The 22619-nt window shown below is 70.5% G+C and carries 20 protein-coding genes; 14 read left to right on the forward strand and 6 right to left on the reverse strand.

Features of this window, described 5'->3' with window-relative positions:
• Nucleotides 1-78: 78 nt before the first annotated feature.
• Nucleotides 79-2376, reverse strand: coding sequence for an AAA family ATPase (locus tag ACQP0P_RS21860; protein WP_433380009.1), 2298 nt, complete (start codon nt 2374-2376; stop codon nt 79-81).
• Between the two features lie 435 nt (nt 2377-2811).
• Between ACQP0P_RS21860 and ACQP0P_RS21865 the strand changes: the two genes are divergently transcribed.
• From ACQP0P_RS21865 to ACQP0P_RS21875, 3 genes are all read left to right on the forward strand, one after another.
• Nucleotides 2812-3615, forward strand: coding sequence for an inositol monophosphatase family protein (locus ACQP0P_RS21865; protein ID WP_433380012.1), 804 nt, complete (start codon nt 2812-2814; stop codon nt 3613-3615).
• 123 nt (nt 3616-3738) lie between these two features.
• Nucleotides 3739-5061, forward strand: a complete 1323-nt coding sequence (locus ACQP0P_RS21870; RefSeq protein ID WP_433380015.1) for a lanthionine synthetase LanC family protein — start codon at nt 3739-3741, stop codon at nt 5059-5061.
• A 465-nt stretch (nt 5062-5526) separates the two neighbouring features.
• Entirely contained in the window at nt 5527-6417 is an 891-nt protein-coding gene (locus ACQP0P_RS21875; RefSeq protein ID WP_433380018.1) for a hypothetical protein, read from the forward strand.
• Nucleotides 6418-6515: 98 nt separating this feature from the next.
• Here ACQP0P_RS21875 and ACQP0P_RS21880 read toward each other — a convergent pair whose 3' ends face one another.
• Nucleotides 6516-7502: a sulfotransferase family protein gene (locus ACQP0P_RS21880; protein ID WP_433380021.1), complete on the reverse strand. Its 987-nt coding sequence runs from the start codon at nt 7500-7502 to the stop codon at nt 6516-6518.
• Between the two features lie 294 nt (nt 7503-7796).
• Between ACQP0P_RS21880 and ACQP0P_RS21885 the strand changes: the two genes are divergently transcribed.
• Nucleotides 7797-8426, forward strand: a complete 630-nt coding sequence (locus ACQP0P_RS21885; RefSeq protein WP_433380024.1) for a YigZ family protein — start codon at nt 7797-7799, stop codon at nt 8424-8426.
• Between the two features lie 348 nt (nt 8427-8774).
• Nucleotides 8775-9410, forward strand: coding sequence for a DedA family protein (locus tag ACQP0P_RS21890; RefSeq protein ID WP_433380027.1), 636 nt, complete (start codon nt 8775-8777; stop codon nt 9408-9410).
• Between the two features lie 233 nt (nt 9411-9643).
• Here the strand turns inward: ACQP0P_RS21890 and ACQP0P_RS21895 are convergent, their stop codons facing one another.
• Together ACQP0P_RS21895 and ACQP0P_RS21900 are read right to left on the reverse strand one after the other, a co-directional pair.
• Nucleotides 9644-10138: an NUDIX domain-containing protein gene (locus ACQP0P_RS21895; protein WP_433380030.1), complete on the reverse strand. Its 495-nt coding sequence runs from the start codon at nt 10136-10138 to the stop codon at nt 9644-9646.
• Entirely contained in the window at nt 10135-10872 is a 738-nt protein-coding gene (locus tag ACQP0P_RS21900; RefSeq protein ID WP_433380033.1) for a helix-turn-helix domain-containing protein, read from the reverse strand. The genes ACQP0P_RS21895 and ACQP0P_RS21900 overlap by 4 nt, the downstream gene beginning before the upstream one ends.
• 170 nt (nt 10873-11042) lie before the next feature.
• Between ACQP0P_RS21900 and ACQP0P_RS21905 the strand changes: the two genes are divergently transcribed.
• The gene (locus tag ACQP0P_RS21905; protein WP_433380036.1) at nt 11043-11471 is read left to right on the forward strand and encodes a hypothetical protein; all 429 of its coding nucleotides are present in this window, start codon (nt 11043-11045) and stop codon (nt 11469-11471) included.
• 112 nt (nt 11472-11583) lie between these two features.
• Here the strand turns inward: ACQP0P_RS21905 and ACQP0P_RS21910 are convergent, their stop codons facing one another.
• Nucleotides 11584-12924, reverse strand: a complete 1341-nt coding sequence (locus tag ACQP0P_RS21910; RefSeq protein ID WP_433380039.1) for a helix-turn-helix domain-containing protein — start codon at nt 12922-12924, stop codon at nt 11584-11586.
• Nucleotides 12925-13139: 215 nt separating this feature from the next.
• Between ACQP0P_RS21910 and ACQP0P_RS21915 the strand changes: the two genes are divergently transcribed.
• The 8 genes from ACQP0P_RS21915 (at nt 13140) to ACQP0P_RS21950 (ending at nt 21965) form a co-directional block, all read left to right on the forward strand.
• Complete coding sequence (locus tag ACQP0P_RS21915; protein ID WP_433380042.1) at nt 13140-14630, forward strand: hypothetical protein; 1491 nt, start codon at nt 13140-13142, stop codon at nt 14628-14630.
• Nucleotides 14627-15262, forward strand: coding sequence for a hypothetical protein (locus ACQP0P_RS21920; protein WP_433380045.1), 636 nt, complete (start codon nt 14627-14629; stop codon nt 15260-15262). The genes ACQP0P_RS21915 and ACQP0P_RS21920 overlap by 4 nt, the downstream gene beginning before the upstream one ends.
• Complete coding sequence (locus tag ACQP0P_RS21925; protein WP_433380048.1) at nt 15259-16050, forward strand: methyltransferase; 792 nt, start codon at nt 15259-15261, stop codon at nt 16048-16050. The genes ACQP0P_RS21920 and ACQP0P_RS21925 overlap by 4 nt, the downstream gene beginning before the upstream one ends.
• A complete protein-coding gene (locus tag ACQP0P_RS21930; RefSeq protein ID WP_433380051.1) occupies nt 16047-16862 on the forward strand; it encodes a class I SAM-dependent methyltransferase in 816 nt (271 codons plus the stop codon). The genes ACQP0P_RS21925 and ACQP0P_RS21930 overlap by 4 nt, the downstream gene beginning before the upstream one ends.
• Nucleotides 16859-17815 carry a GNAT family N-acetyltransferase gene (locus tag ACQP0P_RS21935; protein WP_433380054.1) on the forward strand — a complete coding sequence of 319 codons (957 nt, stop codon included), beginning with the start codon at nt 16859-16861 and terminating at the stop codon, nt 17813-17815. Before ACQP0P_RS21930 ends, ACQP0P_RS21935 begins: the two co-directional genes overlap by 4 nt.
• Nucleotides 17812-18915 carry an aldo/keto reductase gene (locus tag ACQP0P_RS21940; protein WP_433380057.1) on the forward strand — a complete coding sequence of 368 codons (1104 nt, stop codon included), beginning with the start codon at nt 17812-17814 and terminating at the stop codon, nt 18913-18915. The genes ACQP0P_RS21935 and ACQP0P_RS21940 overlap by 4 nt, the downstream gene beginning before the upstream one ends.
• Nucleotides 18912-19736 carry an endonuclease/exonuclease/phosphatase family protein gene (locus ACQP0P_RS21945; RefSeq protein ID WP_433380060.1) on the forward strand — a complete coding sequence of 275 codons (825 nt, stop codon included), beginning with the start codon at nt 18912-18914 and terminating at the stop codon, nt 19734-19736. Before ACQP0P_RS21940 ends, ACQP0P_RS21945 begins: the two co-directional genes overlap by 4 nt.
• Before the next feature lie 96 nt (nt 19737-19832).
• Complete coding sequence (locus tag ACQP0P_RS21950) at nt 19833-21965, forward strand: B12-binding domain-containing radical SAM protein (RefSeq protein ID WP_433380063.1); 2133 nt, start codon at nt 19833-19835, stop codon at nt 21963-21965.
• An 11-nt stretch (nt 21966-21976) separates the two neighbouring features.
• Here the strand turns inward: ACQP0P_RS21950 and ACQP0P_RS21955 are convergent, their stop codons facing one another.
• On the reverse strand, nt 21977-22606 hold the full coding sequence (locus ACQP0P_RS21955) for a hypothetical protein (RefSeq protein ID WP_433380066.1): 630 nt from the start codon (nt 22604-22606) through the stop codon (nt 21977-21979).
• Nucleotides 22607-22619: the final 13 nt, after the last annotated feature.

Consider the following 22619-nt stretch of genomic DNA (forward strand, 5'->3'; position numbering starts at 1 on the left):
CGAACCGCGCTCATGGGTGGAGGGCGCCATCGCGCCGGCAGGCGAGGGGAGTGGCTGAGAGGAAGACCTCCGGGGATCTCAGCGAGGAGCTCGGTGGCCCTGGTGGGCGCCCTCCTCGGCGGAGAGCCTGGCCAGCTCGACCCGGGAGTGGATGCCCAGCTTGCGGAAGACCTGCCGCAGATGGAAGGCGACCGTGTGCTCGCTGATGAACATCTGCTCGGCGGCGTTCCGGTTCGTCAGCCCCTGGGAGACCAGATCGCAGACGGCCTGCTCGGTGCCGGTCAGGCTGGCCCACCCCGAGGTGGGATGGGCGGTCCTGACCCAGTGGCGGCGCCGCTCGCCCAGCAGCCGCAGCCTGCCCCGTACCCGCGCGGCGTCACGGGTGGCCCCCACCGCGCCGTAGCAGGCGAGCGCGATCTTGAGGTTCTCCACGGCCGGATCCCGGCAGCCGCCGTCCGCGCCGAGCAGCACGCCCAGATCCTCCGCCGCCGAACCCCTGGCCCACGGATCGCCGTGCCCGGCCACCGCGCGGCCCAGCGCCTCGGGGTCGCCCTCCCGCAGTCCACGGGCGTGCTCGGCGGCCACCGACGGATTGGGCAGGCCGGGGCTGCGCCAGGCGATGCCCTCGGCCGCGTCGACCACGGCGTCGGCCCGGTGCCGCTGACCCGTCGCCATGGCCATCCGTACCAGCCATGCCGCGGCGGTGGGCTCGCTGGTCAGCGCCCCGGTGTGCCGAGGCAGCGCGTCGTACAGCCCGCCGAGAGAGCTCATCCCGCCCGCGGCTCCGTCGCGCGCCTCGTTGATCCGCCCGGCCACCAGCTCCGAACGCAGCCGCGTGCGCGGGGGCAGGTCCCGCGCCGACCCGACAAGGTTTCTCTCCATGTACCTGATGGCCCCCGGCAGGTCGCCCGCCCGCAGCGACGCGGTGCCGAGCACCGACAGGGCCGAGGAGGCCGGTAACGGGGCGCCCAGGGTCCCGGCGGCGGCCAGACCGGCCTCCGCGTGCTCGATCGCGCTGCCGAGCCTGCCCGCGGCCAGGTGCAGGCGGGCGCGCAGGACGGGGATCTCCGCGGCCCAGGCCGGCTCGCACTCGGCCTCGGCCGCGGCGATCTCCGTCGTGCTCTCCGCCTCGTCCAGCAGCCAGAGGTCGATCAGCATCGAGGCCAGCACGGCCCGGGGCTGCTGCCGCCGTCGTCCACCGGCCGGTTGCTCCACGGCTTCGCGTGCCAGGTCCAGTCCATACGAGAGCCTGCCCTCGTCCCAGGCGAGCAGGGCCAGGTCCGTCAGCGTCTCGGCGTCGCCGCCCCCGGTCAGATGGGCCGGGCGTGTCCGGGCGGCGCGCTCGACCTGTTCGCGCAGTGCTCGCCGCACCGGTTGGGGCACCTTCTCGACGACCGAGCGCCACAGCAGCTCGTGCCTGAACGCCAGCTCGTCGGGGGTGGTGACGAGCACACCCGCGGCCAGGGCCTCCTCCAGCGCGGGAAGCAGTGCCGCCGGGGTCTCGCCGAGCATCTCGGCCGCGTACGCCGGTGAGAACGAGCGCCCGAGCACCGCCGTGGCCTCCAGCAGGTACCTGGTCCTGGTGCTGAGCTCGTTCAGCCGCCGCCGGACGGCGGTGTGCACCCGCAGGGGCAGCTCCGCCCCGGCGGGAGTGGTCTCGGCCAGCCGGGCGACGCCGTCCCGCACGAGGACGGCGCCCTCCTCGCACAGGCCGGTGAGATACTCGGACAGCAGCAGCGGGTTGCCGCCGGCCTGGGCGGCCAGTGCCGCCAGATCCTTCCCGGGAGCCGCGCCCAGGATGTCGGTGGAGATCTCGGTGACCGCACCGTCGTCGAGCGGGCGCAGCACGGTCCGGGTGGCCCCCTCCTCCTCGAGCAGGTCGAACAGCCGTCTGGCGTCGCCGCGCGCCGGGGTGCTGCGGCAGGCCAGCAGCCATGCCACCGGGCGTTCGGCCAGCCGCGAGGGCAGCGTGCGCAGAGCCATGAGCGTGGCGGGATCGGCCCACTGGAGATCGTCCAGGGTGACCAGCAGCGGCCCCGCGCCCAGCCTTCTCTCCAGCGAGGTCCTGACCTGCTCGGCCAGCCAGAGCAGCAGGCCGGGGCCGTCGGGGAAGGCGTTCCTGGCCACGGTCATGGGCGCCGGCGACTCCTCCAGGGCCGACAGCAGCGGCCCCAGCGGTGTCAGCCGTCCCAGCTCGTCGGCCCGTCCGCTCGCGACCGCCGTCCCCCGCGCGGCCGCGAGGCCGGCGGCCTCGCCGAGCAGCAGCGTCTTGCCTATCCCCGGCTCGCCCTCGACGAGCATGACGTTCCCTGCCGTGGACCCGACGCCTTCCAGCAGGGCGAGGACCGCCGCCTGTTCATCTCTCCGGCCGCGCATCGTCTTGTCTCGGATCTGGGGTCATACGCCAGGCTTTCTTAGCGGTGATTACCCGTATGACATCCCCATCAGGCGAAATGCCATGCGGTGGATGCTCCCGGTTACTAGTTGTTTGATGCAGATTTGACCTTTAAGTGCGACTTCTAGTCGTTCTGTCGATCTGACCGATGCCCGGCGAGCGTGATCTCCGGGAGGCGATCGCCGCGCGCGTACCGTACGGGGCCCGGCCCCGGCGAGGATCGGAACGTCCAGCCGGAAAACGGCCGAGGCCCGCGGAGACGCCCGCCACGCGGGTAGGGGGCGTGCGTTCTCGTACAGGATGGGAGTCGGGGCAGCTCTCGGCGCCGGTCGGCGGGCTCACCGGATCCTTGCCACCCGGCCCGCTCCCGGGACCGCCGACGACCGGCGCGGCCCGATCGCGTCAATGGAGGAATCATGGATCAGAGCACCTCGGCAGAGCTCTCAGCCGTCGCGGCCGAGGCCGCCCGCGCGGTGGGCGAGCGGCTCCGCGAGGCGTTCAGGTCGCGTCCCGCGGTCGAGACCAAGAGCGACTTCCACGATCCGGTGACCGAGCACGACCGCGCCGCGGAGGAGACCATCCGGGAGGTCATCGAGAGGCGCGTCCCGGGCAGCACGGTCATCGGCGAGGAGGGCGGCAGCGAAGGGTCCGGTGAGATCCGCTGGTACGTCGACCCGATCGACGGGACCGCGAACTTCGCCGCCGGGCTGCCCTTCTTCTGCGTGTCGATCGCCGCCGCCGCCGGGGACGAGGTGGTCGCCGGGGTGGTCTACGACCCGGTGCACGACGACGAGTTCCGGGCCGACCTGGGCGGGGCCTGGTGCAACGACGTGCGGTTGCGCAGCGCCGGTGCCACGCGCGATCGGGAGGCGATGCTGCTGACCAGTTATCCCACCCCTCGCGAGCTGGCCGACGGCGGGGAGGAGGTGTTGCGCGAGTTCGGCCGGATGCTGGCGTCGTTCGCCTCCACCCGCCGTCCGGGCAGCACGGCGCTCAATCTGGCCCATGTCGCGGGAGGGTGGGCGGACGTCGCCTACGGCAGTAGGGTCGGTCCATGGGACGTGGCGGCGGGGTCGCTGCTGGTCCGGCAGGCGGGGGGAGTGTTCATCCCGCTGGACGGATCGATCTTCGAGTCCGGCGGCTACCTCGCCCATGTCGGCGGGTTCGATCTGGCGGGATCGGTCATGAGCGATCTGGTCCCTCCGGGCCGCTCGGCCTGAGCGCGGGCGGGGGAAGGCCCGGGTATCCGGCCCGCGCGGTCCACGGCAGGCGTCATCGCATTACCTATTGATCCTGTAGGAAATACAGGTAGCATGATTGTCTCGCCGTACGAAGGAGCCGCCATGAGCCTGGAGTCGGGGGCGGAGAGCCCGCTGGCCACCGCGGTCGAGGCCGCGCGCTGGATCCGCTCGGCGGCCGTGGACGACGAACGGGGACGGCACTGGCAGGCCAACCCCGATCCCCGGGGCCGGGCCGCCATGCCCGACCACCCCCTGTCGTTGTATTCGGGGGCGGCCGGGATCATCCTGTTCTTCCTGGAGCTCGCCGCCGCCACGGGTGACGAGGGCTACCTGGACGATGCCGGGGCCGGGGCCCGCTATCTCGCCGCCACCTGGCGGGAGCAGGTCGATCTCTCCCTCCACCATGGTCTGGCCGGGGTGATGTTCGCCCTCGCCGAGGCCGGATGGGCCACCGGTGAACGGGATTTCGAGGTCGAGGCCGGCGCGGTCGCCGACCGCATCGTGCGCAGCGCCCGCCCCGTCGACGGCGGCCTGGGCTGGACCGGTGACCCCGCCCAGCGCGGCGACGGTGGGATCATCCTCGGCCTGCTGCACGCCGGGGGCATCCTGGGGGTGCCCGCCTACCAGGAGATCGCCGTCGAGGCCGGCACCCGCATCGCAGCGCTCGCCGTCCCCGGCCACCGTTTCGGCGAGGGCGCCTGCGCCGACCTGCCGCTGGACGCGGTCACCCCGGGATTCCTGTCCGGCACGGCCGGCACCGCCTTCCTGCTCGCCCGCCTGTACGGCGTGACCGGCGAGACCCGCTTTCTCGACGGCTCCCGCAGGGGGGCCGACTTCGTCCGCGCGGTCAGCGCCGTGACCGAGCGGTGTGCGCTGGTGCCACACCACATCCCGCAGGGCCGCGATCTGCACTACCTGGGCTTCTGCTCCGGCTCCGCGGGGGTCGCCCGGACGTTCTACGAGCTGTACCGGGTCTCGGGTGACGCCGGAGACCTCGACTGGGTCGAGCGGCTGGCCAGGGGGATCGTCAGCAGCGGTGCCCCCGCCGGCCAGAGCGGTGGCTACTGGAACTCGGCCTGCCAGTGCTGCGGTACCGCCGGGCTGGTGGAGCTGTTCGTCGGGCTCTGGGCGGCGACCGGCCGCCCGCAGCACCTGGAGTTCGCCCGCACGCTGGGGGAGAACCTGACCGGCCTGGCCACCGGCCACGACGGCCGGGGCTCCCGCTGGTACCAGGCCTACCGGCGGCTGCGCCCCTGGGAGGTCACCGCAGACACCGGCTACATGGTCGGCGCCGCGGGCATCGGGGCCGCGCTCCTGCACCTGGACGCCACCGCGCGCCCGCTGGAGGCCCGGCGGCTCATCCTGCCGCCGGACAACCCGTTCCCCGCCATCCCGCTGCCGAGCGCGACGCTCCGCCGGTCCTGAAGAGCGTGACTCCTCCGCTCCCCGAAGAGAGCGGCTTCTCGCCTACCTCGGCCGAGGCAGGCGACAGTCAAGCCCTGACCGTCGCGAACGCGGGAACCGTAACAGGAACGTGGGGCGACTCGCCGGGCAAACCTGGCGGTCCCCTCGCCAAACGTGCTGGAAGGCACGTCTCCGGCGAGCGGGCCGGTCATCGCGGGGGGGAGCGCCGCCGCTCGCGTCCGCGCACGTCGTCGCACCCTGTACGGTCGCAGAAAGATCCTCGGCGCCACCTCGGCACTCGGGCCGTCCCCCCTCGCGCACCCGATCGTACGGGGTGGCTGTGCAGAGACGGCAGCCTTTGCTACCCCCCGGTGCCGGAGGCTCCGAGGGCGACGCACCCTTTGGCCGTCAAGGGGTGACAAAGTTCGTGATCATGATTGGTGATTCTCCGTGAGTGCTTCTCAGGGCCTGCCTAATCTCGGTGTCGTGACAATCGAGGATTTCCTTCCCGACCCGGGCCGTTCCACCGTCGCGATCGAACCGGCCCAGCCGGGCGTGGGCCACTGGGCCGGTGCGCCGAGCGCCGTGGCGAGCGACGGGCTGATCTACCTCGCCTACCGGCTGCGCCGCCCCGTCGGCGAGGGCCGCGGCTACGCCGTCGCCGTCGCCCGCTCCACCGACGGTGAGCGGTTCGAGACCCTGCTCACCATCGGCAGGCAGGAGATGGACACCGAGTCACTGGAGCGGCCCACCCTGGTCCGCACACCGGAAGGGCGCTGGCGGCTCTACCTCAGCTGTGCCACCTACGACACCAAGCACTGGCGGGTCGAGGTGCTGGAGGCCGACGACCCGTCCGGGTTCCGCGCCGCGCAGCGGCAGGTGGTGCTACCCGGCGACCCGAAGACCGGCGTCAAGGACCCGGTGATCGTGCGGCGGGGCGACGTGTGGCATCTGTGGGCCTCCTGCCACCCCCTGGCAGAGGACGACGAGGCCGACCAGATGGTGACCGACTACGCCACCAGCGCCGACGGCATCGAGTGGACCTGGCAGGGCACCGCGCTCAGCGGCCGGCCCGGAGCCTGGGACGCCCGGGGGGCGCGGGTGGCGGCGGTCCGCTTCCTCGGGGAGCAGGTGGTGGCCTTCTACGACGGCAGAGCCGCCGCGGTGGAGAACTACGAGGAGAAGACCGGTGTCGCGGTCGGCACCGACCCGGCGGAGCTGACCCCGGTCGGCACCGGGCCCGCCGCCCTCTCGCCGCACGCGGGCGGCGGCCTGCGCTACCTGGACATCGTGGACCTGCCGGAGGGCGGGCGGCGGCTCTACTACGAGTACACCCGCGCGGACGGGGCGCACGAGCTTCGCGCCGAGCTGCGCTGAGCACGGCCGCCGACCTGCGCGGGGCCATGCCGATCACGCCCCGGCCGGGCACGGTGAGGCTCACGAGCCCCGCCCCCACCGTCCCCCGGGGGATGGGGTCACACCTGGGGGCGGCCGTTGCGGGCCTGGCGCTGGCCGTCGGGGCGGACGCCCACCAGGCCGCCGGAGCGCTCGCGGGGACGGAGCCAGTCGCTGAAGTCCTCGCCGGTCACCCCCTGCAGCAGTGTCACGTCCTGGGTGAAGTGGGAGATCAGTTTCTCCCGCTGGTCCCAGGTCAGCGGCTGGCGGGAGCGGGCCCGCCGCTGCAGCTTGCGCTCCAGCGGGTCGGTCAGCGCCACGCTCACCCGCGACGGCAGGAACCGCCCCACGGACGACCCCAGGCGCAACGCCCGCGACAGCATCCGGTGTCCGCGGGTCGGCTCCGGATGGGCGGTCACGTTCTCCCGGGGGACCTCGGTGACGACGCCGGTCTCCACGCCGAGGAAGCGGCAGATCCGGTCCAGGGTGTCGGCGGGCCGGTCGACCAGGTCGCGGTAGCGGTAGACGAGCACCTGCTCGCGGGGGAACAGGGTGAACAGGTGTTTCAGCTGTCCGCCGTACCTGCCGAGCCCCAGGTAGTGCCAGAACGGTGCCCAGCCGGCCGTGACCCTTCGCTCCTCCTCGGCGCAGGCCTCCAGCACGTCGCCGATCGGTTCCAGTCCGGCCGACCACAGATGTGTCCAGTTGGAGTGGGCGCGCTCCACCGGGTCGCGCAGCACCACGATGAGCCTGGCGTCGGGGATGGTCCTCCTGATACGCCGCTGGGCCGCCAGGTCGTAGAGGTAGAACGGGGTGGACTCGCCGGTGAGCGTTCCCGGCGGTGCCGCGTCGAACAGGGCTTCGTAGTCCTCGCGCCGCCAGACGTGCTCGCGGTAGGTCTGGGCGTCGCCCGGGCCTCCCCTGGTGGGAGGGGGGCCGTCACTGAGGAAGAACTTCGGCTCCTTCACCGGGGACATGAACAGCTCCGGGTGCCGGGCCAGTGCGGCGTGCAGGGCGGTGGTCCCGGTTTTAGGGGCACCGATCGTGAGGAAATTCGGCAGGGGCATCGTTATTACCCTCAATCCCTACTATTATTATTGGTAAATATAACCTCTTTTCCGGTGAAGGCAAGCGTTCCACTATGAGGTTGTCGTGCCCCAAAGGCCTGCCCCATGGCGGGAGTTCCAGTCGCCGACGCCTATCCCCAGCTCATGGGGGCGAGCCGCGCTGTTTCGTTCAATGAACGCCAGGCGCCTCTCTCCTGTTTCGACGTCGCGAGGGCTTCGGCAGGGCGCACCCTGGGCGGCCGGAAACACGTGCGCGGCGGCGCGGACCGGGAACCCCGCCGATACCCTTGCCGAATGCCCGACCCGTACCTGACTCCGCGGAACACGACAGAGCACGAGATCGACATAAAACGCTCCCGTTTTCTGTGCGCCATCGGTCGGGTCGCCTCGGAGGAAGAGGCCAGGGAGTTCATCGCCGGCCGCAGACGGCTGTACGGTGACGCCACGCACAACTGCTCGGCCTACGTGATCGGCGGCGACCGCCACATCCAGCGGGCCGACGACGACGGCGAGCCCGGTGGCACCGCGGGCACCCCGATGCTGGAGACCCTGCTGCGCAGGGGCGTCGCCGACGTGGTGGCGGTGGTCACCCGGTACTTCGGCGGGGTGAAGCTCGGCGCGGGAGGCCTGGTCCGCGCGTACGGCTCGTCGGTCGGCAAGACGCTGGATCTCACACCGCTGGTCGAGATGGTGCCCGCCAGGGTCATGACCGTGACCGTGGACCACCTCCAGGCCGGGCGGCTGGAGAACGACCTGCGCATCTCGCCGTACGAGGTCAGGGAGGTCCGCTACGGTGCGGAGGTCGGCTTCCGCGTCGCGGTACGCGAGCGTGACCTGGCCGACTTCCCCGGCTGGGTCGCCACGCTGACCGCGGGCCGCGCCAGGATCGAGCAGGGCGAGACGGTCCATCTCAGAAACAGCTGAAATGGTGCCGGGCCGTATAAGAGTGAAGACATCTGAACGTCCCTCGCGTGGGCCCAAACCACTTTTCGGTGGCGGTCAATGTGGGATAGGTCACAGTTGGACGCGGAGAGCCTGGCCGGAAGGTGGGGGCGCCCGCCCTTTCCCGGGCCGCGACGGCCGCTGCCCGCCGCACCCGCCTGGCCGGCCGATACCGGCCCTGACGTGCGAGAACCCTGGAGATTTCGCGATCGTCACGATGGGGTTCCAGGCACCTGTGGTTTTCCGCAGCCGAACCCTGTGGCGTGTACGAGGCAGGAGCGGGCGCATTCCTCATCCACGCCCTACCCAACTCTCCGTAGCCTTGTCCCTATGAGTTCACCGAATCTCGACGGAGTCGCCGGATGGGCGATCAACCTTATGGAAACCCTGGGTGCGCCAGGGGCGGGGCTGGCTATCGCACTTGAGAACCTTTTCCCGCCGCTGCCCAGCGAGGTGATCCTGCCGCTGGCCGGGTTCACCGCGAGCCAGGGGAACATGCGGTTGTTCGACGCCGTGCTCTGGACGACCCTGGGATCGGTGATCGGCGCGCTGGCGCTGTACGCGGTCGGGGCCCTGCTGGGCCGCGAACGTGTGGTGTTCATCGCCTCCAAGCTGCCGCTGGTCAGCGTCTCCGACATTGAGAAGACCGAGGCGTGGTTCGCCAAGCACGGCAGGAAGACCGTCTTCTTCGGCCGGATGATCCCCATCTTCCGGAGCCTCATCTCGATCCCGGCGGGGGTCGAGCGCATGCCGATCCTCATCTTCACCCTCCTCACCACCCTGGGCAGCCTCATCTGGAACACGGCGTTCGTGATGGCGGGGTTCCTGCTCGGTGAGCAGTGGGACCTGGTCGAGCAGTACATGGGGATCGTCTCGAAGGCCGTGCTGGGCATCGTGATCCTCGCCGTGGTGGTCTTCGTGGTCGTCAGGCTGTCCGACCGGCGCAAGGGCAAGCACCACGCCTGATCGTGAACCCGCTGAGCAGGGCCTGCCGGGTGCCGGCCGGTCTCGCGCTCGGGGCCTCTGGGCCCCGGCCGGGCCGGTCCTCCTCCTGGCGGGCCCGTTCCTGTTCACGGCGCGGACACGCCCACGCGTGCCGGCCGGGGCCGTCCATCCGGCGGACGCCGAGGTCTCCAGGCTGCGGCTGCGGCTGCGGCTGTTCGGCGGGGCGCGGCTGTCCGGGTACGACGGGCGCCGCGCTACTCCACGTATGGTGCCTGATCGCTCAGGCCGATCTCGATGCGGCGTTGTAGGGCGGGATGGACGGGATGGTCGCCCAAGTCGGTGGGAGCCACCCAGCGCACCTCCTGCGCTTCGCGGGGGTCTGGCTCTATCGTGCCTCCGACCACCCGGGCCCGCAGGCAGACATTGACCGGTTGCCGCACCTCGTCGACCTTGTTCTCGCGCATGTAGACGATCACGTGGTCCGGAGAGGAGAAGACACCGACGAGGCCGGTGATCTCGACTTTCAGGCCGGTCTCCTCCTCGCACTCGCGGATGGCGCACTGCGCGACGGTCTCGTCTTTCTTGAGGCCGCCAGTGGGGATGGTCCACAGGTCGTTGTCGGTGCGTTTCAGTAGCAGTACGGCGCCTTCGTCGTTGCGGACGAACACGCTCGCCGACGGCTTGCGGCTGGTCGGCTGGGGAGCGTCCGGGTCTTGCCAGTGGTCGATCCGGCGGCTGTGCTTGCTCACAGGTCATCTTCCTCGATAGGTCGTGCACCCGCCCATACCCGCTCGTAGGACTCCAGGTACGTGTTGTAGTAGGCGCCGTCGATGCGGCGAATGTGCAGCGTTGGTGTGTACGCCGCCAGAATCCCGTAGACGTGGACGTTGACCAGCAGCTCGTCGTCGAACCGGTAGATGGAGTTGTACAGCGGGGTGTCATGCAGGCGGATCTCCACCGAGGGAGGCATGTTCTGCGTGTAGTAGGCCATCACCGCCGCGACCCGTCCGGCGACGCCGCCTCCGATGTGGTGCTCGGCGTCGCGGTACCCGAGCTGCTTGCCCTTGGGGTCCCCCAAGAGCAGCCGTACGCGGGCGCCCGCGTTCGCTTTGGCGATGAGGGTGGGAATCCAGTCGGGGTGCTCCTCGGTGAGGAACAGGCCCGCGTACGCGAGCAGGTCGACCGTGCGCTCGGCGCCGCGCAGCAGTTCGGTCCACAGATGCCGGGGGACATCGCTGCGCCGTGGATAGGTGGCCACGAGCTCGGCGCCGGCCAAGGAGGCGCCGTTGACCGCGTCGGGCCAGAGGTAGCTTTCCTCTTCCCGAAGAATCGCGGCCACGCGGTAACGCGTCTTCGGGTACGGCACCGACTCGCCGCTCAGCCACCGCTCGACGGTTTTGGTCGACACTTCAGCGGCCTCGGCGAGGCTGGCGATGTCATGTCCCGTGCGGTGAAGTGCTCGGCGAAGGCGTTCGTTGACCACACCACCATGCTGCCATCTTTCGACAACTCCTGACATGTCTTTCGAAGGTAGTTGTCGGTAGATGTCTCGCAGTGTCGATGTGCTGTCTGGTGACCCACCGTCACCCTGGGAGAACACCGAGGAAGGACCATCCCTTGCACAACTGAGGCATCACTCACGGAAGCCGACACATGACATCTCCACAGCTACAAGACGCCAACGCTCCGCAGGCTTCCCCTAGCCCTGCGGCGCTCATCACACGGCTCGTTGAAGCCGCCCAGGAGCGAGGTCTGACCGTCAAGCAGGTCGCCAACGCGATCCTGCTTTTCTCCCGGCCGCCCGACTACGGCGAAGCCGCCGGGCCCGAAGATCAGGCGGTGGCCCGATCGTTTTTCAACGGCCTGTCTCAGCTGGTCGTCCTCGTGAAGGACCGCCAGGCGCCGCAGCCCGAAGGTAAGCCGGTCCGCCTGGCCTGGTACTGGTGGTGGCAGGGCGATCGTCTTGCCGGCCCAGGCAGATCCGACGAAATGGAGCGCCTCGCCGACGCGGCCGACATCGACACGGCAGCCGCCCGGATCGCGAACGTCCTGCGGCTTGACGGCGAGTCATCCACCACCTGAGTACGTCGAGCTCCCGCTGCGCGACCCGGAACACGTCCGAGGTACGACGAGGAAAGGGCGCGGTCATCATGAGGCTGCCCGGTGTGGGCTACAGGCCGGAAGTGGTAGCTCCTCAGCTGTGCGACAACGCGTCCAGGCAGGCGCGGAACTCTTCGGCCTGGACCTCCCCGGCAGGGAGCCGCTGGGCGAAGGCGTTGAGCTGGTCGGCGACGCGGCTGGAATCGACGTCGGTGACGAGTTCGACGGCGCGGCGCGCCGTGTCGAGGGCGCCGTCGAGGTCATCCTGGTCGAGCTGTGCGTCGGCGATGGCGGTCAGGCCGAGCACGGTGTCACGGGTGTAGTCGATGCCTCGACCGGCCATGCCCTCCTCCAGGAGGCGTACCGCGATGTCTGGACGGCCGAGCTGTACGAAGCCCGCGCCGACCTCGATCGTGTGGGACGGCTGGCGCATCCAGTAGATCCACGGCGGGTCTTCGTCCGGGTCGCGGCGCCCCCAGTGGTCGTCGGCGCGGAACAGCACCTCGACGGCTTGGCGGGACTCGCCGACGACAGCGTGGGCGCGGACCTGCCACGCGTCGAGCATGGCGTGCACCGTGTGGGGCGCTCCGGGGCCGATGCGTTCCCGGGCGGCGTGCAGCAGGTTGATCGCGGCGCGGCCGTCTCCGGCGTAGGTGTGCTGCATCGCCATGAGCGACAGGATGTAGGCGCCGGTCAGAGTGTCGCCTCCGGCGGCGGAGGTACGCAGTCCGGCGTGCCAGTACCGTGCCGCGGCGGCGTGCCGGTCGCCGTCGAACGCGCACCAGCCGGCGAAGCGCAGCAGTTCCCCGGCCGCGCCGTACAGGCGCCGCTTGACCGCTGCACGGTAGCGGCCGCCCTGCAGCAGCCGGGCTATCAGCTGCAGGTCGGCCTGGGCGAGGTGCAGGCAGTAATCGCCGCCGACGAGGTCATCCAGGTGCCACAGCTGATGGATACGGTTCTCGACCCAGGTCGCCACCTCGGTATCCACGGTGCCGCCGCCACTGGAGTCAATGATCTTTTCTGTGGGGACGGCGGCCCAGGCGTCTGCCAGTTCGGCGGTTTCTTCCCCCGACAGCAGGAGGAATCCTCGCCGGTCGGTGTCCGCACCCATGCACCCCGCCATGATCTGTTTTGCCGTCTCAGGTGTCCACGCCTGGTCCAGCGGCTCGGTCCCGTCGACCGTCAGCAACCACGACGGCCACCCAAGATTCAACACCGTCTGGGCGTCGACCCCCACCTCTGTGGCGATGGCGAGTTGCGCGGCGAGCTCAGGCACGACCTGGTGGTGCTCCCACCTGTAGATCTTCTGCCGGTGGCTGGCCATGTTCAGGCCTGACCGGCGCCGCACCAGCTCGGCGACGTCGGAGAGGGTCCACCCTCGGCGCTCCCGCAGATAGGTCAGAGGGTGGCGAATCAGAGGCTGATCGCTGCTCATGTCGTGTCCCTTGAAGGGAGGGGGATTACAGCGAGACTACGGCGAGGCCCTGTCGCGCGCCCCGGACACCCGCTTGTCTGAGATCAGAACGTAACCAGGTAAGTGCGAAGCGCAACAGGAGTGTCCGGTGTGGTCGTTACCTGCTCCTCGCGCCTTTCCGGGAAGGAGCCCCGCATGATCATCCTTGCGTTCGTGGTAGCCGCCGGCAGGTGCGCATGATCCCGCTGGCGCGCGCCGAGTCCATCGAGCTTCAAGGCGAACCGGCGGACATGCCGATGGTCCTCGCAGCGATCATCGAGGCGATCGGCAAAGTCACCGATGTCAGCGAACCGACGGGCGACCGGCTGGATCGGCGGCTACGGGTCGGCGCCGGGGGACGCGTGCGGCTGCTGGCCGGCACACCGGCGCGGCCGAAAGCCGCCGCGGCGGGCACGCTTGTCGTGACGATGGTGCTGGAGGAGACAACTGGGCTGCTGCCCGGCCAGGTGAGGGAGGTCTTGGCCGCCGTGCGGCGGGTGCCGTTCACCGTGACCGAGATGACCGCGCTGCGTGGCCAGATGCCGCTCACGGCCGAGCTGCCGCTGTTCGCGCCACCGGGGTGTCTGGCGCAGGTGGCGCCGGTCCTGACGGTGCACCACATGCGCGACTTCCTCGTACTGGTGGAGGCGGTGCAGGCGATGGGCGTTCCGCCGGAGGCCATCACCGTTCTGGACAAGGGCTACCCGTACCGGCACACCGCCCGCGTGGACGCCCACCTGACCCGGCAGGGCATCGCGGTGTGGCCGTGGACGCGGGCCGCGGACGCGTTGAACGACCACGCGCAGCGTGCCGCCGCCCTCGGCCGACAGGGGCTGCTGGTCGACGACGGTGGCTACACGCTGCCGGTGCTGCTGAAGCACCGTCCCGACCTGCTGCCACACTTCACCACCGGCCTGGTCGAGCAGACGATCTCCGGCATCACGCGGCTGGAGCCGTGGCGGCAGCTGCCGCTGCCGATCTTCTCCGTCGCCCAGTCCAGGATGAAGGCCACAGTGGAGTCCTACGGTGTCGCCGATGCGGCGATCCGCAACGCCCTGCGGCTGCTGCCCGAGGAGAAACTTGAGGGCCAGGCCGCGCTGGTCATCGGGCATGGGCGGATCGGCGAGCAGATCGCCCAGGTGCTGCGGTCGCAGCGGATGCGGGTCGCCGTCCACGACCGGCAGCTGGTGCGCCTCATCGCCGCCCACGAGCAGGGCTTCGTCACCGGCCGCTGCCTGAGCACGCTGCTGCGCGAGCACCGGCCGAAGCTGATCGTCGGCAGCACTGGTCGCACCAGTGTGCGCGGCGAGCACGCCGCCGCCATCGGCGGCGACTGCTACCTGGTGTCGACGACATCCAGGGACCGGGAGTTCGCGATCGCCGAACTCGTCGAGGAGGCCACCGAGATCAGCGACGCCGGCGTGCTGGGCATTCGCCTGCGCCTGTTGTCGGGAGCCTGCGCGACGATCGTCGGCGACGGATACCCGGTGAACTTCCACCACGCCGAGTCGCTGCCGAACGCCTACTCCGACCTGATCCTTGCCAGCCTCCTCGTGGGGGCGGCCACCCTCGCCACTCCGGGCCACGGTTTCACTCCGGGGCACAACGTCGTCGCGTCCGACCGGGTGCTGGAGTCGTGCGGCCTGCTGGAGCGCTACTACTCGCGGTTCGGCCTGAAGAGCACATGAGGACCACCGAGCAGGGGGAGCGGTACTTCACCGCCGCTGACGCGGGGGCGATGTTCGAGCCGGGCCTTGTCACCAGCAGCAAGGACCGACGCCGCGTTTGGTACGGCGTCCCCGACCCGGCCGACGCGGTACGGGTGGCGCTCACCGTCGCCCGCCGGTCATGGCTCGACGCCGTGGCGGTCGTTCCCGCCGGCGCCGCCTTGGCGCAGGCGGGCCTGGCCATGGCGTTCGGCGAGCACCTGCACGAGGTGCGGCGCCGTCGCGGCCTGCGCGGGGCGTGCGTGACCAGCCCCCTGCCGCCGCCTCTGCCACGGTCGGGGCTGTGCCGGCTGCCGCACCTGACCACCGTCGAAGGGCCCGACGAGACGTGGCGGGAAGCGGTGGTGTGGGAGGTCATGACTGCCGAACGGTTTCGTGCCTGGCTCGGCCGTGACCCGGTCAGCCTCACCACGGTCGAGGAGTGGCTGCCGAAGCTGCTGGCCCTGCGCGGCGCCGTCCGCGTCGGCACCCTGCCCGACACCCCGGCGGTTCGCGCGCTGCAGCAGTTGCTGCAGACCCGCTACCTGTCCATCCGCTTGGTGCTGGAGCACCCGTCCTTGTTCGCATCCCTGCTCTCAAAGGAGACACCTTGACCAACAGCTGGCTTTCGACGTCCGGCGAGGACCTGTCCGCCGGGTACGCGCGGCACGTGGCCACGCTGCGCGGCGCGGTACGGCACGCGCTGGTCGCCCGCGCCCTTCGCACCCACCTGCCCGCGGGTTCGCAGCAGGTCCTGGACATCGGTGGCGGGGATGGCCACCAGGCCGCCCAGCTCGCCCGCATCGGCCACCAGGTGACGATGCTCGATCCCGACCCGGCGATGCTGGCGCAGGCCCGGCAACGGCTGGAGGCCGAATCCGCCCAGGTGCAACAGCGCGTCCGGCTGGTGCAGGGCAGCGCCCACGAAGCCTCGGACCTGGTCGGCGGCGGCTACGACCTGGTGCTGTGCCACGGCGTGCTGATGTACGTCGAGACCCCTGAGGCGTTCGTGGCTGACCTGGTGGCGGCGGCCCGGCCCGGCGGCGTGGTGTCGCTGCTGACGAAGAACCGTGACGCGCTGGCCATGCGGCCGGGCCTGGAAGGGCGGTGGGCCGACGCGCTGCAGGTGATGAACGCCCACGCCGAGACGGGCAACCTCGGCGTGACCAGCCGGGCGCACACCGCCGCCGACATCGACGCGATGCTGGTTGGCGCCGGAGCCTCCACCGTGACCTGGTACGGGGTGCGGACGTTCACCGACCACCTGGGCGACGTACCGGTTGGCGACGACTTCGACACACTCCTCAACGCCGAATGGGAAGCCGGGCGCCGCGACCCGTACCGGTGGGTCGCCCGCCTGCTCCACTTCGTCGCGCAGGCAACCCCGAAGGACACACCATGACGGCGGCTCCGCTGACCTTCGGTGACGGGTGGACGGCCGCCCGCGGGCACTGCACCCGGGGCTGCTTCGGCTACCACTCCATATGGCGGCTCTTCCGGCAGGCCGGGCTGAAAGGCAACCCCCGCTGGCACGAAGACTTCTACCGCAAGGCCCTCGCCGGCCGGACCCCGAAACGGGCGTTGGTGTGCGGCTCCTCCGATGAGACCATGCCGCGCCTGCTCGCCGAACTCCTCCCCGACGCACAGATCGTGGTGGCCGACGTCTGCCAGACCCCGCTGACACTCGTCAACGCCTGGACCGCCTGGTGCGGCCGGGACGTGACGGCCATGTGGGCGAAGGCGCCGGAACTCACCAACGTGCCCGGCCCCTTCGACATGATCATTACCGATGGGTTGTTGTCCTTGCTGCCTACCCCGGCCGACCGTGACACGGCGCTCGCCCGCTTGGCCGAGCTGCTGACCGACGACGGCGTGCTGCTGTACACCACCCGCATCGCCGGGCCCGCCGGACGGCTGGAGTACGACCTGCCCGGTCGGATCATTCAGGCGCTGGCCACCGCCGCCGGGTGGCCCGGCCCGCCGGGCGAACGGCTACGGCTGGCCCGGCAACGACTGCGCGGCTCATCACGGCCCGCCCCGTTCACCACCTCCACCCAGCTGTGCGACACCTTCTACACCGAATTCGCTCAGGTGCTCCTGTCCACCCGTGCGGCCGCACCGACACTCGCGTTGGCCTTGCATCCCGCGTTCTGGGCCGGGCGAGGCAGCATCTGTGTCGGCGTGGCCGCCACCCACCCAAGGAGTCGGTTGTGACACTGCCGATCAGCATCTCCGTCTACCGGCCGGGAACGACCCTGGATGAGGAACTCGCCGGCCTCGGCTACGCCGCCATGCGCGGCTGGCCCGACCAGCGGCCGGTGACCGCGGCACTGGTGCGGTCCCGGCTGCACCCCCCGGGAGGCGCCTTCCCCACGATCATGGTTGTGGCGCGGTCGGCCACCGGTGGCCTGGCCGGGGCGGCGGCGCTGCGCCACCCCGCTGCGCCGGGCGCACCGGCACGACTGTGGGGGCCCGCCATCGCCCCCGAATGGCAACGGCAAGGACTGGGTACCCTGCTGCTGAAGTACGCCGCCGATTCCCTGCCTCAGGGGATGCTCGTGCTCACCGCGGAGATCCCCGCGACCCGCGAGCACGGCTGCACGTTCTACACCCGCGCCGGATGGTGCCCGCACTCCACCGCAGCTCTGCTGAAAGCCCCCATCGTCCGTAACCTCGCCGCACCGGGGGAGGACCAGATGGGGGTGCGGCTGGCGGGTCCTGGCGACGCCGCAGCGCTGGGCCGCCTCTACCACGCGGTTCACCCCGTTCACGGGTTCGCCGTCGCACAGGACACCTACCCGCGGTGGAGTGGCGATGAACGGTTTGTTGCCGATGGCCTGCTCGTCGTCGACGGCGACGGCTCCGACCTGCAGGCCGCGGCCCTGGTCTACCCGCTCATCCACTCCGCGCCCGGCGAGCCCGCGGAGGCGCTGCTTGCCGACGTGCTGATCCACCCCGGCGCTGACCGGGCGGCTGTAGCCAGGCCGCTGATCGCGGCGGCGCTCGCCGCAGGCGCCCGCCACGACGCCGAAGTGGCCCGCGCCATCGTCCCCACCAGCCACACTGAGCTGCTGGCCGACCTGCGCGCGGCTGGCCTGGCCACGGTGGAGGAGATCCGCTACTACCAGGCGCCGCTGGTGCCGCACACCGAAGGAGAATTCCTGTGACGTCGCCTGTCTCTCTTCCGCAGCGCACTCTCGGTCGTTGCGGCATCACCGTGCCCGCTGTCGGTATCGGCTGCTGGGGTATCGGCGGACCGGCCGAAAACCTTGGCCTGCCGATGGGCTGGTCCACCGGCGCCTCACCTGCGGCGGCCGCCGCCGGCCTGGAGACCGCGTGGCAGATGGGGGCCCGCCTGTTCGACACCGCCGATGTCTACGGGCACGGCCGCTCCGAACGCCTGATCGGAGACCTGGTTGCAGGTGTTCCTCGCGACGAGATCGTGCTGGTGTCCAAGGTCGGCTACTTCGCCAGCACCGCCCAGCACGGCTTCGACCCCTGGCACATGCGCCGCCAGCTGGAGCAGACCCTGGACAACCTGCGTACTGGCTACCTCGACGTGTACTTCCTGCACCATTCCGACTTCGGCGACGGCGACCGATGGCTGGAGCCCGCAGTGGAGGCGATGCGCTCCTTCCAGCGGGAAGGGCTGATCCATGCGGTCGGGATGCGGGGCCCGCACCGGTTCGCCCGAGATCGCCTCACCGTCGCCGCCGACCAGCGCGGCGACAAGGTCGCCCGGTTTCGGGCGGTGTTCGACAAGGTGCGCCCGGACCTGCTCGCGGTCCGCGATCACCTGCTGTCACCGATGTCCCGCTCGGAGGGCATCTTCGCGTTCGCCGAGCAATACCAGGTCGGTGTGCTGATCAACAAGCCGCTGGCGCAGGGCCTGCTGACCGGCGCCTACGACCCCGCCGCCATGCCGCTGTTCGGCCCAGGCGACCATCGCTTGCGCAAGCGATGGTTCACGCCCGCGGCGGTCGAGGTCATCGCCGAGGGGCTGAACGAGCTGCGCGGCCTGGTCGGGTGGCGCCGCGAAGACCTGATCCATATCGCCTTGTGGGCGTGCCTGAATCGCTATGATCAGGCGGCTGTGCTGGTCGGATTCACCACTCCGGAGCAGGTGGCGATGAACCTGTCCGCGCTGGGCGCGCCCCCGCACCCCGACGTGATCGACCAAGCCCGCACGATCATGGGGCGGGTGCAGGCCCGCCTCGACGCCCAGGGGGAGGTCTTCACCGACGAGACGGTGAGGGAAAGCCAATGAGTGGCGACGACCGCCAGCAGCTCAGCCTCCTGCAGCGGGGAGAGCACCACGCCCGCCCCGGGCAGGTGCGGGTACTGACGCTCAACGTGCAGCACGCCAACCCTGCCCGGTCCCGGCGGCAAGCCGAATGGCTCGCCGTCCAGGACGCCGACGTCGTCGTGCTGACCGAAGTCACGCCCGGAGCGCACGCCATCACCCAAGCGTTGGGCGAGCACGAGTTCACCGTGCATCTGGGCGACGGTGGCTCGGACTATCTGACGGTCGTCGCCTCCCGCATCGGCAACCAGGAACCAGCCCCCGAGATCCATCCCGGCTATCTGCCACACCGGTGCGCCGCCATCCGCCTCCACCTCGACGACGGATCCAGCGTCGGAGTGGTCGGCCTGTACGTGCCCTCCCGCGGCCCCCAGGAGCGCCGTAACGTCGACAAACGCCTGTTTCAGGACGCGGTGGCAGAGATGCTGCCCGCCCTGGCCGACGACCTCGCGGTGACCGGCCCGGTCGTCATCGCCGGAGACCTCAACGTCGTCGAACCGGGCCACAAGCCGCACCACACCGTGTTTGGTGCCTGGGAGTACACCTTCTACCGCGCTTTCGACGCCGCCGGATACGGTGACGCATTTCGGCACCACCACCCCGACCTGGACGATCACTCCTGGTATGGGCGCCGCAGCGGCGCCGGCTACCGCTTCGATCACCTGTTCTGCTCGCCGGTCGGCGCGATCGCCGACTGCTGCTACGTGCACGAGCCCCGCACGTCGGGGCTCAGCGACCATGCGGCGATGACCGCGACCATCACCCTGCCCACCGGCACCCTCTAACCCCTTCACCGCGCAGCCCTGGGCGCCCCCTGCGACGCCACAGGGCGGGTTCGTCATGCCCTCTTCTCTCACGTATCTCACGTACGGAGGCTCCGCATGCCCCCCACCATCAGCGCCAGCCACAGCCTGCTCCTGGGGGCCATCAGCCGACTCAGGCTCACCCCGCTGACCCTCGCCCAGCAGCAGGCGATCCACGACATCCCCCGCAGCCAGCCCAACGCGCTGCGCGACACCGTCGTCGGTCTCCTGCCCGGCCGTAACGTCGTGTTCACCGGGACGCTGGAGCGGCGGCTGCTCGCCGTCAGCACCGGTCGGTCCGGCGCGTGGCTGCTAGCCGACTTGTCCGGGCAGCCGCACGAAACTCGCGTCTGGCCCGACTGGGCCGCCCAGCATGTGCACTTGGACACGCCGGGCGCGTGGATCAGCCATGCCGTCCTGGCCCCGGCCGCCGTGACCCGGCTGACCCGGCCCCGCATCCTCCTCGCCGCCCTCTACCGGCCCGAGTACTTCCCGCTGCCGCGTTTCCCCTTGGCAATCTCCGACCTGGCCCGGGCGGCCCGCTCCACCCTGTCGGGCCGGGTCGACCTGATGGACATGCAGCTCAGCGTCACCCTGGACGACATCATCGGCGCGGTCAGCACCCAGCAGCCCGACATCCTCGGCATCAGCGCGACGTTCGGCCAGCACGAGCTGATGATCCGCCTGCTGGACGCCGTCCAAGGCAAGGTGCCGTTGATCCTCGTCGGCGGCAGCCTGACCGTCCGCAACGAGGCGTTGCTGCTGGAGCGCTACCCGGAGCTGCTCATCGCCCGCGCCGCCGGCGAGCCGACCATCCGCGACGTCATCGCGCATTGGCACGGCGACCTCGAACGCGACCAGGTCCACGGCATCGGTTACGTCGGCGCGGCTCGCGGCGGCGCGATGGCCGTTGGCCGGCGTCGTACCGCGGTCGTGCCCAATCGCGACGCCGACGACTTCTTCCCCGAGCTCGACCTGCTGCAGGCCACCTTCGCCCACCAGGGGGTGATGCAGCTGGAGACGACCCGCGGCTGCACCAGCCATTGTTCGTTCTGCCCGAGAGGTCATAAGGGCACCTGGGCGGGCGGAGCACCCGAGCAGCTGCCATGGATGCTGGCGGCGCTGAAGGAGGAGTTCGCCCGCTACCACGGCCTCTCCCGCACCCTGTATCTGGTGGACGAGGAGGCCATCGGACGCGGCGACGATGCCGTCCCGCGGGCCCTGGCCGTCGCCGCCGAGATCACCAAAGCCGGCTTCCAGTGGGAGACGTCGTGCCGTATCGACCAGGTCGTTCACCTCGACCACGACCGGGCCTGGCACATCGAGCGGGCCGAGATGTGGCGGGTTCTCGTCCGCGACGGGCTGCGCCGCATGCTGTTCGGGGTGGAATCCGGCGTCACCTCCATCTTGCGGAGGTTCAACAAGGAAACCACCGGCGAGCAGAACGCGGTGGCGATCCGCACCCTGTCGGCGCTGGGAGTGCCGACCAGGTTCACCTACATCACGTTCGACCAGCTGATGAGCCTGGAAGAGCTACGCGCCACGCATGCTTTCCAGGGGCGGACGGATCTGCTGCTGCATCCGCTGCCGCACCTGAGCGTCGAGGAGATCGTCGACGGTGTCTGCGATCCGGCGTTCGTCGCCCAGCACAGCACCGGTCGGCCGTTCTACACCGGCATCTCCTACATGCTGGTATCGATGGAGCCGCTGGTCGGCGCCGCCTACACTCGCATGGTCCAAACCGCCGGCCTGGCTGGGGCGGCGCGCCCGTCGATGGGCCGCATCGACGCTCGTTTCGCCGACCCGCGTATCGGTGTCTGCTCCGAGCGGGCGCAGCTGTGGGTCGACCGGAACTTCGCGCTGGACTACACGCTGAAGTCTCTGGAGAAGGTGCTGGACGGTGAGCCGCGCCGTGAGGTTCGCGCAGCGCGGGTCGTCATCAAGGACGCCGCGTTCGCCGTCTTCACCGGCATGCTCGACCTCATCGACGAGCACGTCGACCCGTCGCAGGCAGGGCAGCTCACCAACAGGCTGGACGCGATGCTGGAGGAGCAGTTCGAGGTGCTCCGGGGCCGCATGGACGCCACCGTGCCGAGGGTCGTCGCGGCACTGCCGCCGCAGGCCGCCGACCGGCTCCGTTATGAGCACACTCGGTGGGCGGCCGCGACAGGCTGGAAATTGATCAATGCGGCTGATCCGTGTGGGACCTGACCCGCGGTAGGTCAGGCAGGCTCGGAGATCGGCACCCAGTTGAACTCCGGGCAGTAGCGGGAGTACGTGGCCAGCTTCCAGGCCGCGTACTGCTCCATCCGGTCGGTGGCGCGCAGGAGATGTTTGACCCAGGTGTGGGCGATCCGCTCCTCCCGGCTCATGCCGGTGTCGATCTCGTCGAGCATGCGGCACGCGACCACGAAGTCCTCCTCGGTCAGCGCTGACAGGTCGATCTCGACGCCGTCGACCTCGAAGGAGAACACCAGCCTGGTGGTGGTGAAACGGGTGTAGCGCTCGCCCTTGAACGCCGCGTGCGGGGCGAGCGCCGCCATCAGCTCCTCGCGACCGGCGACCGGATAGCCGATCCCCAGATCCAGATCGCTGGTTTCCAGGTTGAGCTGGATCCCGAAGGAGCCGACGTCGCGCGGCGTGTGCCCCGTCCAGGACTCGACAAGGTGGGCCGCCTTGGTGCGGACCCGCAGGAGCCGTTCATCCTCCGCGCGTCGTGCCTGCCAGAACGCTTCGGCTCGGCGGAACTCCTCAGTGGTGAAGGACCTGGGGACAGCCCACCCCACGGCCATGATGGCCTCAAGGTCGAGGCTCGTCGCCGGCCCACCCGCAGAGATCGTTTGATCGGTCATCGGGCCAGCGTAG

Source organism: Streptosporangium sp. CA-115845 (assembly GCF_050943795.1).
Classification (GTDB): Bacteria; Actinomycetota; Actinomycetes; order Streptosporangiales; family Streptosporangiaceae; genus Streptosporangium.